The organism is Paenibacillus septentrionalis (assembly GCF_042659865.1).
Taxonomy (GTDB): Bacteria; Bacillota; Bacilli; order Paenibacillales; family Paenibacillaceae; genus Pristimantibacillus; species Pristimantibacillus septentrionalis.
This window is the reverse complement of sequence record NZ_JBHSTE010000001.1, coordinates 1,009,424-1,023,925: the sequence shown is the minus strand read 5'-3', so window position 1 is coordinate 1,023,925 and position 14,502 is coordinate 1,009,424. Positions and strand designations below refer to the sequence as shown.

The following is a 14,502-nucleotide window of genomic DNA, read 5'->3' as shown; positions in this document are numbered from 1 at the left end:
CTGCCCTCTCGTTTACTTTCTTAAAATATCAATTATCCATGCAGCCTGCGGTTTCGGATGCTGAGGCTGTAGTGCCAAATGCTGGGCAATTCCTTGTATCGAATTCCAGAACGTTAGTGACAACGCAATGGGGTCACCATCCTTAAATTGACCTAACTGCTGCCCTTGCACAATGACGTCTTTACTTAATTCCACGATATTGCGGGCATCGAGCAGCTTATTAACCTTTTCAGAAATATCGCGTTGAAAGAAGGCATTTTCCATTAAGATAAACATTTTGGCTGAAAATGTGCTCTGCTCCAGCATGGACAGCAATTCCTCCACCAAAGCTTGCAGAAATGGAAGTGGCTGCTTCATCGCCGCAGCAAAATCAATATCCATTCGCTGACAGCCAATCATAATCAACTCCTCATAGATGTGCTGCTTGGAAGTAAAATAATGAAACATCAGCCCGGAGCTAATGCCTGCCGCCTTGGAAATTTCACGCGTCGATGTCCCGTAATAGCCTCTTGCAACAAATAAATCAAGTGCTGTTTGCAAGATTTGCAGGCGGCGCTGATTGTATTGCTCTTGCTTGCTAACCAAGTTCCATCCTCCTTCGCCAAAACGTTTCAAGTTTTATCATTAACCAACAAAGCTGTATATGATGAAAATCCATAAACAGCACGAAGCTTGACCCTATATTAAGCAAATGCTCAACATTAAGCATTTGCTTAATATCATAATTGGAGTTTCGCTTACTGTCAATCATTTCCGTAAAAAATCTAGAAACAGTTGACAGTGTAGGATAAGAGTAGGTAAAATTTAATGAGGAAACCACTAGGGGCGCCCGTCAGGGCTGAGATTAAGCGAGTAGGCTTTTGTCCCTTTGAACCTGATCTGGACAATACCAGCGTAGGAAAGTGGAATGGTACAGCATGCAGAACATACTGAACGGATGGTGGTCATAGCTCTTGATGGGCTTATTTCATGCTATTTCTGTTTGGCTATGTTTAGCTGTTGTTGATGTAACCATTTGCTGCCGCCCGAGCTGGGCGGCTTTTTTTATGCTGCCTGGAGCGGAGCGTGCTGCTGCGTATATTTTCTTGTCAGAGCCTTCTGGTGGAGCTTCCATCTAATTATAGGAGGTAATATTATGGCAATTATGACTAATCCGTTACCAGGCAGCCGTAAAGTGTATGTGACTGGTTCCCGTGAGGACATTCGCGTTCCGATGCGAGAAATTAAACTTGAAGACACTGTGCGTGGTGAGCTTCGCGAATCCAATGATCCGGTGCTTGTGTATGATGCCAGCGGCCCTTATACCGATCCAGATTGCGTGATTGACATTGAAGCAGGTCTTCCCGCTGTGCGTCAGGCATGGATTGAGGAGCGTGGAGATACGGAGCGATACGAAGGACGTGAACTAAAGCCAGAAGACAATGGATTTACAACAGCTGAGCGTGCCAAGGAAAGAGGAGCTGCAATCGCTCAGGGACTGGTACGACAGCCGCTGCGAGCAAAACAGGAAAGCAATGTGACGCAGCTGCATTATGCGCGAAAAGGCATCATTACGCCAGAGATGGAGTTTATTGCATTACGTGAGGGCATGTCCCCTGAATTTGTTCGCGATGAAGTAGCAGCGGGGAGAGCAATTATCCCAGCTAATATTAACCATCCAGAAAGCGAACCGATGATTATAGGTCGTCATTTTCATGTGAAGATCAATGCTAATATTGGAAATTCTGCAGTCGCTTCGTCGATTGATGAAGAAGTGGAGAAAATGACGTGGGCTACCCGCTGGGGCGCAGATACGATTATGGACCTGTCTACGGGGAAAAATATCCACACAACACGCGAATGGATTATCCGCAACTCGCCTGTTCCAGTAGGGACGGTTCCACTCTATCAAGCACTGGAAAAGGTCAATGGAGTAGCAGAGGATTTAAGCTGGGAAATTTATCGCGATACGTTGATTGAGCAAGCCGAACAAGGCGTTGACTATTTTACGATACATGCAGGCGTATTATTGCGTTACATACCGCTAACGGCTAAGCGCGTGACAGGGATTGTATCGCGCGGCGGCTCGATAATGGCTGCATGGTGTCTTGCGCATCATCAAGAAAACTTCTTGTACACGCATTTCGAGGAAATATGTGAAATTATGAAGATGTATGATGTTGCCTTCTCTCTAGGAGATGGGCTTCGCCCAGGTTCAATTGCAGATGCGAACGATGAAGCACAGTTCGCTGAGCTGGAAACACTTGGTGAGCTAACGAAAATCGCTTGGAAGCATGATGTACAGGTGATGATCGAAGGGCCTGGACATGTGCCAATGCATATGATTAAAGAGAATGTTGATCGGCAGATGGCTGTATGTGATGAAGCGCCGTTCTATACATTAGGACCGCTAACAACAGATATTGCACCAGGATATGATCATATTACGTCAGCGATTGGTGCGGCGATGATTGGTTGGTTTGGCACGGCAATGCTATGCTACGTGACACCGAAGGAGCATCTGGGGCTGCCTGATAAAAATGATGTGAAGGAAGGCGTTATTGCTTATAAAATTGCTGCTCATGCTGCGGATTTGGCCAAAGGTCATCCAAGAGCCAAACAGCGGGATGATGCATTATCGAAGGCTCGCTTCGAGTTTCGTTGGCGTGATCAGTTTCATTTGTCATTGGACCCTGAACGGGCGATGTCGTACCATGATGAGACACTTCCGGCAGAGGCAGCTAAGTCAGCTCACTTCTGCTCGATGTGCGGTCCGAAATTTTGCAGTATGAGAATTACGCAGGATATTCGCGACTATGCAGAGGCGAAAGGATTGAATACAAAGGAAGCATTGGAAGAAGGAATGAAAGAAAAAGCGGGTCAATTCCGTACGGCAGGCTCTTCTATCTATGTATAAATAAGGCTAAGCAAGCCTGTAGATGTACCATTTCTACAGGCTTTTATTTTAGGTTAATAGGGGTGGGAGAGCTTTTCCCATTCCTCCAATTGGATAAAGCTTACTACTTTACTTTGCTGGTTCGCCTGTAGAACCAAGGGGTGCAAGCTGTCCTGTAGAGACATTCAGCCGGTTAAAGAGATTAACAGTTGCAAGTCCAGCGATCAGTGTTGCTAATTGCTGGCTGTCAAAGTGTTTGGCTGCCTGATCGAAGATCTCATTCGGTACGGGATGCTCTCGGTCATTAATCCGTGTCACAGCTTCACAAAGTGCGAGTGCGGCACGTTCAGCTTCATCGAAAAGCTGAGTGTTACGCCATGCCGCTATAGCAGTTACACGAGCAGTTGTTTCACCAGCTGAAAGAGCATTTTGCGAGTGGAGCTGTACGCATACACTGTCGCCATTCATTTGACTCGATCTCAAGTAACATAGAAACAGCAGACCTTTCGAAAGATTATGCTGTGCAGCAGAAGCGAATAATGCACTGCCCAAAGAAGTTAGAGCCTGACCCATTTCAGGTATAAGCACAACAGGATTGTCCATTCTTGATTTCATAAATTAGCACTCCTCTTATTTTAAATTCAGCCCTTGCTTGGGCGCTCAAAAGGTTGACGAATGGAAAGCATTACAATGTGACAGTTTTTATTAGGTGAATACATACATGTCACAATTGATATATTTCATCCGTCAGTATGTATAGTTAGCTAGGTTCGATAAGGAGTCGAAAAATGAGTGATCAGGTTTGGTTGGCAACTATATTTGAAACGTATCGAAAGCAGCTTTTTACTGTGGCTTACCGTATGCTTGGTTCAATTAGTGAAGCTGAAGATGCTGTACAAGAAACCTGGCTGCGGCTTAGTCGGATAGATGTGAGCACTATTCAAAATATCGGAGGGTGGCTGACTACGGTCGTATCCCGAATATGTCTGGATATGCTAAGATCACGAAAATCGAGGAAGGAAGAAACGCTCGAGGCTCAGTTGTCTGACACGTTGACGGATCATCAGCAAGTTGACCCTGAGCAAGAAGCATTAATTGCAGATTCAGTTGGCGCTGCAATGCTGGTGGTGTTAGCCCAATTGAAGCCTGCAGAACGCATCGCATTTGTTTTGCATGATGTGTTTCATCTACCGTTTCAAGAAATTGCTCCTATCATTGGCAAGTCCGAGGATGCGACTAGGCAGATAGCAAGTAGGGCAAGACGGCGAGTTCGCGGAGAAAAAGCCGCACGAACGACTAATGCTGATGACCAGCATGAAGCCGTTAAGGCATTTCTCGCCGCTGCTCATGCAGGAGATTTTGATCGGTTAATTGCAGCACTTGATCCTGAGGTCGTTCTGCGAGATGATCGTGAATCCGAAGCAGCTATCACAAGAGGAGCCGTAGCGTTGGCGAAAAAAGTAGCTGGACGTGCACAAAAATCTGCTCAGCTTGCACTTGTAGACGGTACGGTTGGAATTATAGCTGCACCTCGCGGCAAGCTGCTTTACGTGTTGAAATTCAACGTAACCAGCGGCAAAATTACGGAGATTGATCTTATCTCTCACCCTGAACGATTAGCTAAGACGGAATTGGCAGTACTAGCTGCAGATTAGGCTAACAAGTTAGATAGACTGACTGAAGCGTAAGCCCCGATGATCATTCGAGGTTCGTCGGGGCTTACGCTTTATACTACTTCTTATGCTCAAGCCATTTCCCTGCACCATACAATACTGCACCAATCATGATTAGCCAGTAAACAGGAAACCCGAAAGATGGTCCAAACGAAGGCATGAAGTATAGACCAGCCAAGAAGAGCCCGATAACAGCTCCATTAATGAAAAACGCAATGATAAATTCCTTTACTTTATTAGTCTTGCGGAAAGCGGACCAGCGAATATAGGTTAGTGCTCCATAAATTAATAAATAGACAAAGAGAAGGGAAGCAGCAATTCCTACAGCTAGACTGCCCAAGTGGAATTGATAGACCGTATGTCCAAGATTAAATCCATAGCTTAAAATCGTAGTCAGCACCCCTGATGTAAGAGCGAACACACCTAGAAAGCTAAAGCCTGCCATGATCATAAGCTTTATAACCTCTGTAGGCATCGCTGTTGGCAGTTCACCGACAATTTCCTGTGCATAGGCTTTGGGGTCATCTCCAAATACCTCTTCGGCTTTACGACCTTCTTCCTGCGCCTGCAACAGATGATCCAGCACTTCCATTAAGATTTCTTCTGTTTCTTGCTCAGGTTTATTAAAGGATGTTCGGATATATAGAAGTAGTCCGCTATAGTATTGTTCATTTTCCTTGTTTAACAGCTCGCGCTTTCTATTGTTTTCTTCAATTAGCTCTTTGACGTTCATGATGTTTGGCCTCCTTTTTTTAATAGCTCATCGACAGGCTCCTTTAAGTTCTCCCAATGCTTTATAAATTCTTGCAGCGCTTCCTCACCTTTTTCTGTCAGGGTGTAGTATTTACGGTTCGGTCCGCTTGGCGATTTTTTCGTTTCCCCTATGATCAGCTTCTCCTTTTGAAGTCGAAGGAGAATGGGGTAGATTGATCCTTCGCTTACTTCAATGCGCATAGCATGAAGCTTAACCGTTAGCTCATAGCCGTATATTGTTTCGTTTGCGATCACGGCCAAGATGCAGCCTTCTAATATGCCTTTCAATAACTGGCTTCGCACTGACAAGTTTTTCACCTACCTTGTATAACCATATAGTGGTGTAATAATAAACTACCTTGCATAGCAAAGTAGCTTGTGTTTACTTTATCAAATGATTGATCATCTTGCAAGTCATTATGATCATTTTGTGATACAACTAGATTTAATCCTCTAAATCCTGAGGGTCTTTCTCATATAAGCATCAGATGCTTGCTTTGGGATAGGTGCTTGCTTGCCTTTTATACAATGATGATGTATCTTTCTAGTAACTTGGAGCTGTGAATTGAGGTGCAACGTGAGTATTTTTATATTAGAAGACGATGTTATTCAAGCGCAAAGCTTGAAACAATCTATTGAGGAGATCTGCTTGGCACAACATATTCCATACGATTTCATTGAAGCAACGAGCCGCTATGAGCACATTATTAGTAAAGTTCCAGCTTGTACATATTTGCCAATCTATTTTTTAGACATCGAAATTAAGAATGAAGAACGCAAAGGCTTGGAGGTTGCGCAGGAGATTCGCAAAGTCGATCCTCATGGCATAATCGTATTTGTAACAACGCATTCTGAATTAGCATCCATCTCCTATCAATACATGGTGTCTGCTTTAACCTTTATTGAAAAGGATCTTTCTAGACCTGAGCGACTGCAAAAAATTGAAGCTTGCTTGCAGCACTATGTGCAAAAAAATAAAGTGGAGCATAAAGAGGATTACTTCTTCGTAGAAAACGTTCATACTACGGTAAAGGTCCCCTTTCACACCATCGAATACATCATGACGGACGAGCCTCACCGCTTAAAGCTCATTACAACGAATCAATTTATTCAATTGTACGGAAGCCTGAAGGAGATCGAGCAAATCGACTCACGATTAATCCGCTGTCATCAGTCCTATGTTGTAAATGAGCAGCAAATTCAAGGGCTGGATGTCGCTGGACAGCACGTTATTCTAAAAAGCGGAAAACAGGTACCCGTCTCCAGAAGAATGATGAAAAAAATGAAAGTACGATTAAAGGATCGGTGACGATGATTTTTTATGATATTGCTGCGTTGGCGTTGATTGGAATTGGACATCTCTACTTGTTCAGTTTGCTTATTGACTATAAGAAGTTTTCTATCGGCTTTATTGCCATAATTGGAGTACTATTAACGTCTTTTTTAAGTCTTAGCATCATGTTAACAGGCTTCATTGAATTAAATGTCATTCTTCTTTCGCTGTTTCTCGTGTTGTTTGGACGTATGGATAGAACATTAAAGCTATGGCCTATTATATATTTTTCATTATGCAGTGTAATTATTTTTACAGTTATAAAGAACGGGGCATTTTCACTTAGCAGGCATCTGTACCTTGAAAGTCCATTCAGCTATTACTACTGGACAGATAGTGCAATTCACTTTTGGACATTAGCTGTAATTCTAACAGGGATGTACATGATCAGAAGAAAAATAGAAATGATCGGTCGATTTATGGTTGCCAGCAGGTGGTATATTCCAACATTTATCCTTGCTGTAGTGTGCACGTTATTAATGATCGTTGTTAATTATCCAACTGTTCCGGTTTTGGCGGAAATTCATGCTTTATATGGCGAGCAAATTTATATGATTGTACTTTTGCTATCCGTATTACTGATGCTGATTGTTACGATGAATGTCTATCTGTCTAAGGAACGTTTAATTGAAGAGCATGAAAGAATGCTTCATAACGAACTAATGGATTATGTCCATAAATTAGAGCTCATGCATGATGATCTGGCGTCCTTCCGACACGACTATATGAACCTGTTGCTTTCACTGGAGGAAGGAATAAGATCGAGAAATATCGATCAAATCCAGCAGGTCTATGACAATACGGTTGCTCCTACTACAGCAATCATTAACGATCAGCAGCTGGAGCTGGTCAAGCTGTCTCGTGTCAAAGCTCCCGAGATTAAAAGTGTACTTAGTGTGAAAATATTAACGGCTCAGCATAAACAGCTGCAGTGTAGCGTGGACATTCCTCATGACATTACAAAGGTGTTTATTCCTTCCCATGATTTTATTCGCATGATTTCCATTTTAATTGATAATGCGATCGAAGAAGCAATCAGGTCCACGGACAAGCTGATCCAAATTGCTTTATTTGAAACAGATGAGCATACTCAATACTGCATCGTAAAAAATAGCACCGATGCTGAGACAGTCGATCTGCAAGGCATGTATAGCAAAAGCTACTCGACTAAAGGCGGCCAAAGGGGATATGGCTTATTCTCTATAAAACGGATGCTTGCACAGCATGCTAATGTTACATTATCGACTTCCCTTGAATCACAACTGTTTACCCAAACCGTATTAATGAAACGATACCAATCATGAAGAAGAAACGACCGAATATGCAGCAGACGTTCACCTCGCAGGTTTTATTCCTTACAATAAAACTACGAGGTGATTCATTGTGGGGAATATGTTTCTAGTCATCGTAACGATCGTCATTCCAGCATTAGGCGCCGTATATGCCCTATATAAAAAACGGCTGATTCCGTTTATTTTAGGTGTTCTGGCGTTCACGATATCTCAAATGCTCATTCGGCTGCCGCTTTTGAATTGGATAGCAGAAAACAGCAGCACCTATCATCTATGGACGGTTACGATGCCATTTGTAGTAGTTATGCTGTTGGCATTTTCAGCAGGGGTATTCGAGGAAATAGCAAGATGGCTGGCCATGAGATATGGAATGAAGCAGCGAGATCTTAGTGCTGGTTTGGCCTTTGGTATTGGGCATGGCGGCATAGAGGCGTTTCTAATTGTTGGGATTCCCGTGCTGTTTACATCGCCCATTATGATGAGCGATATCGATTATTTTATTAGCGGCTTTGAAAGAATGTGCGCAATGACCGTGCATATATGCTTCTCATTGCTTGTGCTGGTAGGCGTTAAGAAAAGGAAGTGCGTGTATGTAGTGATTTCGATTGTGCTCCACGGAATCGTTAATTTCGCAGTAAGCAGCGTATCGATGGTTTCGACAATGATAATGGCAGAGATCACCATGCTTATCGCTGCGATTATACTGGTGATTGTCACGATCTATGTGGTACGCGCAAATAGAATATAAAGTGTTATATCAGAAAGGATGATTGTGAATGAAGCTTAAAAACATGGTTCTCATTTTAATTAGCATTTGTATGGTAGCGTTATTGGCAGGGTGCGGGAACAAAGTGGATGATGTAACCGCTCAAAAATATGCAGGCAAGGCGGAAGAGGTTATTCAACTGCTTAACGCTGGAGAGTACGACAGCATCATGGAGCAATTTGATGAAACGATGAAAGCCAATTTGACAGCGGAGCAGCTCGCACAGATCGAACCAGTACTGACGGCATCAGGTGAATTTAAGGGGATTGGAAAGCAAACGGTTGAAGAAAAAGACGGTATGAAAATTGTCGTACTTGTCGCCAATTATAGTGAGGACAAGCGTATCTTTACGATTACGTATGATGCCAACGATAAAATTGCAGGATTTTTTGTGAAGTAAGTGATTGTGATACTTTCAGCTGTGCCCAATAAAGCAGCGCTTTGGAGATATCTCTTAAGCGCCGCTTTATTTTTTTATCTTGGCTGCTGACAGCACAATAGTGTTTATGGGTGCAGTTCAGGTTTGGGCATATCGCTGAAATGGAATGGTTTGGTTTTTGCTACCTTAGTTGATAGAATAAAAAAGAATCGAAATTATATAAAGAGCTCTCGAAGTGTAGGTGTCCAGCAATGTTAGCTGGCGCGAGATGATGGGAGGATGAGCGATGAAAGTACTAGTGGTCGGAGCATCCGGGGTATTAGGACGATATGTTTGTAAAGCGTTGATAGAGCAACGATGTGAAGTAGTCGTTGGTGATTATAAGGCAGAGCGTGGGCGGCAAACCGCAGCTGCTCTACCCCTGGCAACATTTAAGGAAGTAGATGTAACGGACAGCGCCTCTCTATACGCAGCGCTACAGCATATCGAAGCAGTCATTGTTGTCGTCAAACAAGAGTATCCGCTCGTTCAAAAGGTTTGTATCGAAAAGAATATTCCCTGTATTGATGTTACGGTTGATGAAGCTTTCATAGAAAAAGTTCAAGACCTTAAAGCAGAGCACACCGCTTCCATTCTAATGGCTGGATTCTTTCCTGGGCTTTCAGGCATTCTGATACAAGAAGCGATCTCAACGTTTGATAGCCTAGAGTCTGTGAGTATTGGCCTTTTACAGAGTACCAATGCAAACGCAGGGATCACAGGAATAACGGATATGCTTCGTATTGTGAACCATGATGTGGATGGAACCCCCGGATTTTCTGAAAAACGCAACATGAAGTTTGGAGAATTTGCAAGCTCACACGTTGTTCGCAAGATTGAGCATGTCGAACTGAAGCGGCTTCTACAAAACAAAAAACTCCCCCGCATTAATTACTATACCGCATGGGAGAAAAAATCATTTAATATCATCATTCGTCTGCTGCAAAAGACTGGTTTACTAGGCCACTTAACGAATCAAAAAGGGCTGCTGGAAAAGCTCGTTCGCCACAATCCTACACAGCCAGAACAGGCTTATTTGACGATAGAAGCAACGGGTCTTCTTCGGGAAAAGAAACAGAAAAAAGAGTGGCGGGTTCGTGTACGCTCCGATTACGAAACAACTGCTGCTGTTACCGTTGCCTTGGTAAAGATCGTTCTAGAGAATCATATTACAGGTATTCATTTTCCATATGAGATAACTTCCACTCACGAAATTTTGAAAAATATAGATGAAAGCAAGGTACGGCTAATTAGGGTGGATCTCTAATGATCTCTCTTCTACATAGTGAAGGTCTGCACTTGTTGCCGTTACACGGTTGTCGTATAGTTGAAATAGCCAAGTATTTATAGCATGTCGATAAGTCTTGAAAATGATTAGCGGATAAATCCTACAGGGACATAGCTCACACACTCAACAGAGGATTGGGGATGAAGGCAGATGGTGAAGGATATTATTGTGATCGGCGGTGGTATCGGAGGCTTGACTGCAGCGCTTCTGCTGCAAAAGAAAGGCTTTTCTGTTCGTCTCTATGAAGCTGGTTCTGCTATAAAAGGAGAAGGAGCGGGAATTGGCATTGGCTCCAATGCCATTAAGGTGTTACAGGAAGCTGGAGTAGTGAAAGAGCTGTTCCAGCAGGTTAGAGAAGCAATTGTTTCTTAATGAATCTGGCAAAATCATGATGGAAATAAATTTTTCATTAACCAGTAAACGAACTAACGCTGAAAACATTACCATTCATCGTGGAGAGCTGATCCGAATCTTACAGCAGGCACTTCCTGCAGATAGTATGTATGTCAATAAAAAATGTATAGATTTTCAACTGCAAGACAAGCGCGTTGACGTTATATTTGAGGATGGCTCGCTAGATCGAGCAGACTTGGTCATTGCAGCGGACGGCATTCATTCCAAGTTTCGTCAACAGCTAGTGCCTGGATCCTTACCCAGATATGCTGGGTATACGTGTTGGCGCGGAGTCGTTAACAATAACAGGCGATTAGATGAGCAAAACGCCGCAGAATTTATGGGTAGAGCTAGAAGATTCGGCATCGTACCGATGAAAGAAAATAAACTTTACTGGTTTGCTTGTATGAATGCTGCGTCCAAGGAACCAACCTACAGAAATGCACGCAGTGAGGATGTCGCCGAATTGTTTCAACAGTTTCCATCTCCTGTAGCTAATCTTATTCGCGAAACACCTGATGACCAGTTGCTTCACCATGACATTCTTGATATTAAACCTTTGAAGTCGTTTAGTTTTGATCGGATCGTATTATTGGGGGATGCTGCCCATGCAACAACACCGAATATGGGGCAAGGAGCTGGACAAGCAATAGAAGATGCGATCGTTCTTGCAAACGTTTTAGCCAAGTACAATAAACTTGAACAAGCACTTCACATCTACGATGAAAAGCGGGTCAAGCGAACGGCAAAAATCATTACGATGTCCCGTCTTATCGGGATTGCAGCTCAAGTAGACAATCCGCTTCTTGTGAAATTGCGGAATGCCGCTTTTTCAATTGCTCCCACGCAGCTGCTTCATAAGCGGCTTCACTTTTTACACGATGTTGAGTTTGAGGTGTAAATCGTTGATGCATTTTCCGCTTGGGAAGGAGGCTAGTCCGTTTACATTATATGGTCGATTAGATGGGGAAGGACTATTGTCCTCTATCAAAGGATGCATCCGCGAATTTTTTAAATATGATAGGATTAGGAATAAGTAACCATCATAATATCTTTAATTTAAGATAATTAAATTGCAAAGTAAATAGAGTACATAGCGTTATAGATGTTCAGCACATCACCTACATGACCATTCTTTTATCTTATACTTAAAGGAGCATACTATGGAACATCATCATTTAGAGCATATGCACGGCTCCTATGATTGGGCGCTTGTCGCTTTTTCTTATATTGTGGCTGTGCTATCATCTTATACCGTACTTGAGTTTACCGGGTTGAATATTAGGGCTGGGAAGAGACGCTGGAACTGGCTGCTTTGCGGTGCAGCAGCATTAGGAATGGGTGTGTGGTCGATGCATTTTGTCGGCATGCTAGCATTCTCGCTACCAGTACCTATTCTTTATGATCTTAACAAGGTGATTATTTCGGTCGTTGCCGTCATTGCTGCTTCGTTTGCCGCTCTCTATATTATTGCGCGCGAGCGTTTGTCGCATTGGCAGCTGCTCGGCAGCGCAATGCTGCTGGCAATTGGCATATCGGCTATGCATTATATTGGTATGGAAGCGATAGAACTGCAAATTACGTATAAACCAGTTTATGTTATATTATCGATTGTGATTGCACTTTTAGCTTCCTATGCGGCGTTGTGGCTAACCATCTATTTTCGAGAGGAAAATGGAAGAGGACACAACTGGAAAAAATTGCTTAGCGGACTTGTTATGGGGACTGCGGTAGCTGGCATGCATTATACAGGCATGGTCGCAGCTGAGTTTCAAATGGATAGTGAGTTGCTGCTGAAAGAAGGGGACCTGGATCCTAAGCAGCTTGCTTATTTAATTGCAGTCGGTACGTTGTTAACTCTTGGCGTGTCCTTAGTCATTAATTACTATTCTCGCCGTTTCATGCGTCAAGAGAAAGTGATTCAGGAAGGTGAAAGCTGGTACAAGTCACTGTTTATGAATAATCATGATGCTATTTTTGCAGTGGGGGACGATTATCGCATTAAGAGCTTCAACGCAGCAGCATGTGAGCTTACAGGACTTTCTGAGGACGAGCTTGAAAACATTTCGACGGATCAGCTTATTTCGCTTGTTACGGAAGATTCACGTCAAAATATTCGAAAGCTGTTCGGCAATTCCTTGTCTGCTGAATTACAGCAATATGAGGTAACTATTCGACATCGCGAAGGTCATCTTGTAAATTTGAGTATTAAAAATATTCCGGTAGATATTCATGGCAAAGTTGTTGGCAGTTATATTATTGCTCGTGATGTGACGGAAGAAAAAAGGACGAAGGAGCATATTCAGCACTTGGCACTGCACGATGAATTGACAGATCTGCCGAATCGCAGACAGTTCAAGCAGCTGCTTGCGAATCAGATTGAGCGCGCAGGAAACGAGCAATTCGCTGTGATGCTGCTAGATATAGACCGGTTCAAAATGATCAACGATTCGCTCGGACATACATTCGGTGATCTATTTCTGAAAGAGATGGGTCAAAGAATAAGCAAAGCGATTCAACATAATGGTGTCACATTGGCAAGACTTGGTGGAGATGAATTTACACTGTTAACCAATTACGGCATGACAGAAAGCGAAATTGTGTACATGGCACAACATATTATTCGTGCAATCAGCCTGCCGTATCGAATTAACGATAGCGAATTTTATGTAACAGCCAGCATTGGGATTGCGCTATTTCCAATGGATGGTGTGGACGGCAACCAATTGCTGCAAAACGCAGATACTGCCATGTACGAAGTAAAGAAAAACGGTAAAAACGGCTATCAGTTTTTCTCCAGTGTATTGAATGAACAGCTGCAGGAGAAAATCGAAATGGAAGCGGACTTGCGTAAGGCAATCGATGAGAAGCAGTTCATTCTGCATTATCAGCCGCAAATTCGCACCGAAGATAGCCAAATGATTGGTGTGGAGGCACTTGTACGCTGGAAGCATCCGACAAAAGGCATGATTTCTCCAGGATTGTTTATTCCGCTTGCAGAAGAAACAGGGCTCATTTACTCATTAGGTACGTATGTTCTTAAAGAAGCCTGTCGCCAGATGAAGGAATGGCACGAAGAAGGCGGACCGCTTATCCCGATTTCGGTAAATTTAAGCTCTCAGCAGTTCCATCAATCTAATTTGGTTCAAGTAATTAATGACATTTTGGAAAAGACGGGCTTGGCTCCGCAATATTTGGAGCTTGAAATTACAGAAAGCATGATGATGGATGCTGAGATATCCGGTTCTATTCTTAATGATCTCAAGGAATTAGGTGTACGCATCAGCCTGGATGATTTCGGAACGGGTTATAGTTCGCTTAGCTATCTCAAGCTGCTTCCGATACACAAGCTGAAGATTGACCGGTCCTTTATCCAGGATATTACTAGCAATACGAATGATCGAGCAATTGTCGCGACCATTATTGCAATGGCACAGCATCTTCATATGGATGTCGTAGCAGAGGGGATTGAAACAAGAGAGCAGCTTGATATCTTGACTGAAAATGACTGTCATAAAATTCAGGGCTATTATTTCAGTAAGCCGCTTCCAGCGGAGGAAGTGGAGAAGGCATTCTTTGTTCCGAACCGAGTATTAAAATAAAGGCTATCAGAAATTGCAATAATTTATCGTAATTGATTTTAATTATATGTAAATTGTAATGAAAGCTCATTTGCGCAGCTCAATGCGACAAATGAGCTTTTTTGTGCTT

15 protein-coding genes and 1 riboswitch are annotated in these 14,502 nt (G+C 43.0%); of the genes, 11 read left to right on the top strand and 4 right to left on the bottom strand.

All coding sequences use genetic code 11. The annotated features are described in order from the left end of the window. Positions 1-12: 12 nt before the first annotated feature. Positions 13-585, bottom strand: a complete 573-nt coding sequence (locus ACFP56_RS04665) for a TetR/AcrR family transcriptional regulator (protein WP_379231618.1) — start codon at positions 583-585, stop codon at positions 13-15. A 226-nt stretch (positions 586-811) separates the two neighbouring features. After that, positions 812-918, top strand: a riboswitch (TPP riboswitch). Positions 919-953: 35 nt separating this feature from the next. Between ACFP56_RS04665 and ACFP56_RS04660 the strand changes: the two genes are divergently transcribed. Both ACFP56_RS04660 and thiC read left to right on the top strand, forming a co-directional pair. Next, positions 954-1,118 (top strand): hypothetical protein, encoded by a 165-nt coding sequence (locus tag ACFP56_RS04660; protein ID WP_379231616.1) that lies wholly within the window; start codon positions 954-956, stop codon positions 1,116-1,118. Between the two features lie 17 nt (positions 1,119-1,135). Continuing rightward, the gene (gene thiC, locus ACFP56_RS04655; protein ID WP_379231614.1) at positions 1,136-2,896 is read left to right on the top strand and encodes a phosphomethylpyrimidine synthase ThiC; all 1,761 of its coding nucleotides are present in this window, start codon (positions 1,136-1,138) and stop codon (positions 2,894-2,896) included. Positions 2,897-3,004: 108 nt separating this feature from the next. Here thiC and ACFP56_RS04650 read toward each other — a convergent pair whose 3' ends face one another. Continuing rightward, positions 3,005-3,490 (bottom strand): carboxymuconolactone decarboxylase family protein, encoded by a 486-nt coding sequence (locus ACFP56_RS04650; RefSeq protein WP_379231612.1) that lies wholly within the window; start codon positions 3,488-3,490, stop codon positions 3,005-3,007. 173 nt (positions 3,491-3,663) lie between these two features. Between ACFP56_RS04650 and ACFP56_RS04645 the strand changes: the two genes are divergently transcribed. After that, positions 3,664-4,530 (top strand): sigma-70 family RNA polymerase sigma factor, encoded by an 867-nt coding sequence (locus ACFP56_RS04645; RefSeq protein ID WP_379231610.1) that lies wholly within the window; start codon positions 3,664-3,666, stop codon positions 4,528-4,530. Between the two features lie 76 nt (positions 4,531-4,606). Here ACFP56_RS04645 and ACFP56_RS04640 read toward each other — a convergent pair whose 3' ends face one another. Both ACFP56_RS04640 and ACFP56_RS04635 read right to left on the bottom strand, forming a co-directional pair. Further along, a complete protein-coding gene (locus tag ACFP56_RS04640) occupies positions 4,607-5,281 on the bottom strand; it encodes a DUF1129 family protein (RefSeq protein ID WP_379231608.1) in 675 nt (224 codons plus the stop codon). Beyond that, complete coding sequence (locus tag ACFP56_RS04635) at positions 5,278-5,610, bottom strand: PadR family transcriptional regulator (protein WP_379231606.1); 333 nt, start codon at positions 5,608-5,610, stop codon at positions 5,278-5,280. Before ACFP56_RS04635 ends, ACFP56_RS04640 begins: the two co-directional genes overlap by 4 nt. A gap of 268 nt (positions 5,611-5,878) precedes the next feature. Between ACFP56_RS04635 and ACFP56_RS04630 the strand changes: the two genes are divergently transcribed. The 8 genes from ACFP56_RS04630 (at position 5,879) to ACFP56_RS04595 (ending at position 14,393) form a co-directional block, all read left to right on the top strand. Then, a complete protein-coding gene (locus ACFP56_RS04630; protein WP_379231604.1) occupies positions 5,879-6,610 on the top strand; it encodes a LytR/AlgR family response regulator transcription factor in 732 nt (243 codons plus the stop codon). A gap of 2 nt (positions 6,611-6,612) precedes the next feature. Beyond that, positions 6,613-7,938 carry a GHKL domain-containing protein gene (locus tag ACFP56_RS04625; protein ID WP_379231602.1) on the top strand — a complete coding sequence of 442 codons (1,326 nt, stop codon included), beginning with the start codon at positions 6,613-6,615 and terminating at the stop codon, positions 7,936-7,938. An 88-nt stretch (positions 7,939-8,026) separates the two neighbouring features. Next, positions 8,027-8,674: a YhfC family glutamic-type intramembrane protease gene (locus ACFP56_RS04620; RefSeq protein ID WP_379231792.1), complete on the top strand. Its 648-nt coding sequence runs from the start codon at positions 8,027-8,029 to the stop codon at positions 8,672-8,674. A 28-nt stretch (positions 8,675-8,702) separates the two neighbouring features. Beyond that, positions 8,703-9,092 carry a DUF3887 domain-containing protein gene (locus ACFP56_RS04615; RefSeq protein ID WP_379231600.1) on the top strand — a complete coding sequence of 130 codons (390 nt, stop codon included), beginning with the start codon at positions 8,703-8,705 and terminating at the stop codon, positions 9,090-9,092. Positions 9,093-9,357: 265 nt separating this feature from the next. Continuing rightward, the gene (locus tag ACFP56_RS04610) at positions 9,358-10,377 is read left to right on the top strand and encodes an SDR family NAD(P)-dependent oxidoreductase (RefSeq protein WP_379231598.1); all 1,020 of its coding nucleotides are present in this window, start codon (positions 9,358-9,360) and stop codon (positions 10,375-10,377) included. Positions 10,378-10,548: 171 nt separating this feature from the next. Beyond that, complete coding sequence (locus ACFP56_RS04605) at positions 10,549-10,770, top strand: FAD-dependent oxidoreductase (RefSeq protein ID WP_379231596.1); 222 nt, start codon at positions 10,549-10,551, stop codon at positions 10,768-10,770. Positions 10,771-10,786: 16 nt separating this feature from the next. Further along, positions 10,787-11,692, top strand: a complete 906-nt coding sequence (locus tag ACFP56_RS04600; RefSeq protein WP_379231594.1) for an FAD-dependent monooxygenase — start codon at positions 10,787-10,789, stop codon at positions 11,690-11,692. A gap of 262 nt (positions 11,693-11,954) precedes the next feature. Next, positions 11,955-14,393: an EAL domain-containing protein gene (locus tag ACFP56_RS04595; RefSeq protein WP_379231592.1), complete on the top strand. Its 2,439-nt coding sequence runs from the start codon at positions 11,955-11,957 to the stop codon at positions 14,391-14,393. The last annotated feature ends 109 nt before the right edge of the window (positions 14,394-14,502 follow it).

Bases quoted from the DNA above. Each gene is read 5' to 3' on its own strand.
- ACFP56_RS04595 (WP_379231592.1), top strand. From the start codon at position 11,955: ATGGAACATCATCATTTAGAGCATATGCACGGCTCCTATGATTGGGCG.
- ACFP56_RS04650 (WP_379231612.1), bottom strand. From the start codon at position 3,490: ATGAAATCAAGAATGGACAATCCTGTTGTGCTTATACCTGAAATGGGT.
- ACFP56_RS04610 (WP_379231598.1), top strand. From the start codon at position 9,358: ATGAAAGTACTAGTGGTCGGAGCATCCGGGGTATTAGGACGATATGTT.
- ACFP56_RS04640 (WP_379231608.1), bottom strand. From the start codon at position 5,281: ATGAACGTCAAAGAGCTAATTGAAGAAAACAATAGAAAGCGCGAGCTG.
- ACFP56_RS04620 (WP_379231792.1), top strand. From the start codon at position 8,027: ATGTTTCTAGTCATCGTAACGATCGTCATTCCAGCATTAGGCGCCGTA.
- ACFP56_RS04645 (WP_379231610.1), top strand. From the start codon at position 3,664: ATGAGTGATCAGGTTTGGTTGGCAACTATATTTGAAACGTATCGAAAG.
- ACFP56_RS04600 (WP_379231594.1), top strand. From the start codon at position 10,787: ATGATGGAAATAAATTTTTCATTAACCAGTAAACGAACTAACGCTGAA.
- ACFP56_RS04615 (WP_379231600.1), top strand. From the start codon at position 8,703: ATGAAGCTTAAAAACATGGTTCTCATTTTAATTAGCATTTGTATGGTA.
- ACFP56_RS04605 (WP_379231596.1), top strand. From the start codon at position 10,549: ATGGTGAAGGATATTATTGTGATCGGCGGTGGTATCGGAGGCTTGACT.
- thiC (WP_379231614.1), top strand. From the start codon at position 1,136: ATGGCAATTATGACTAATCCGTTACCAGGCAGCCGTAAAGTGTATGTG.
- ACFP56_RS04625 (WP_379231602.1), top strand. From the start codon at position 6,613: ATGATTTTTTATGATATTGCTGCGTTGGCGTTGATTGGAATTGGACAT.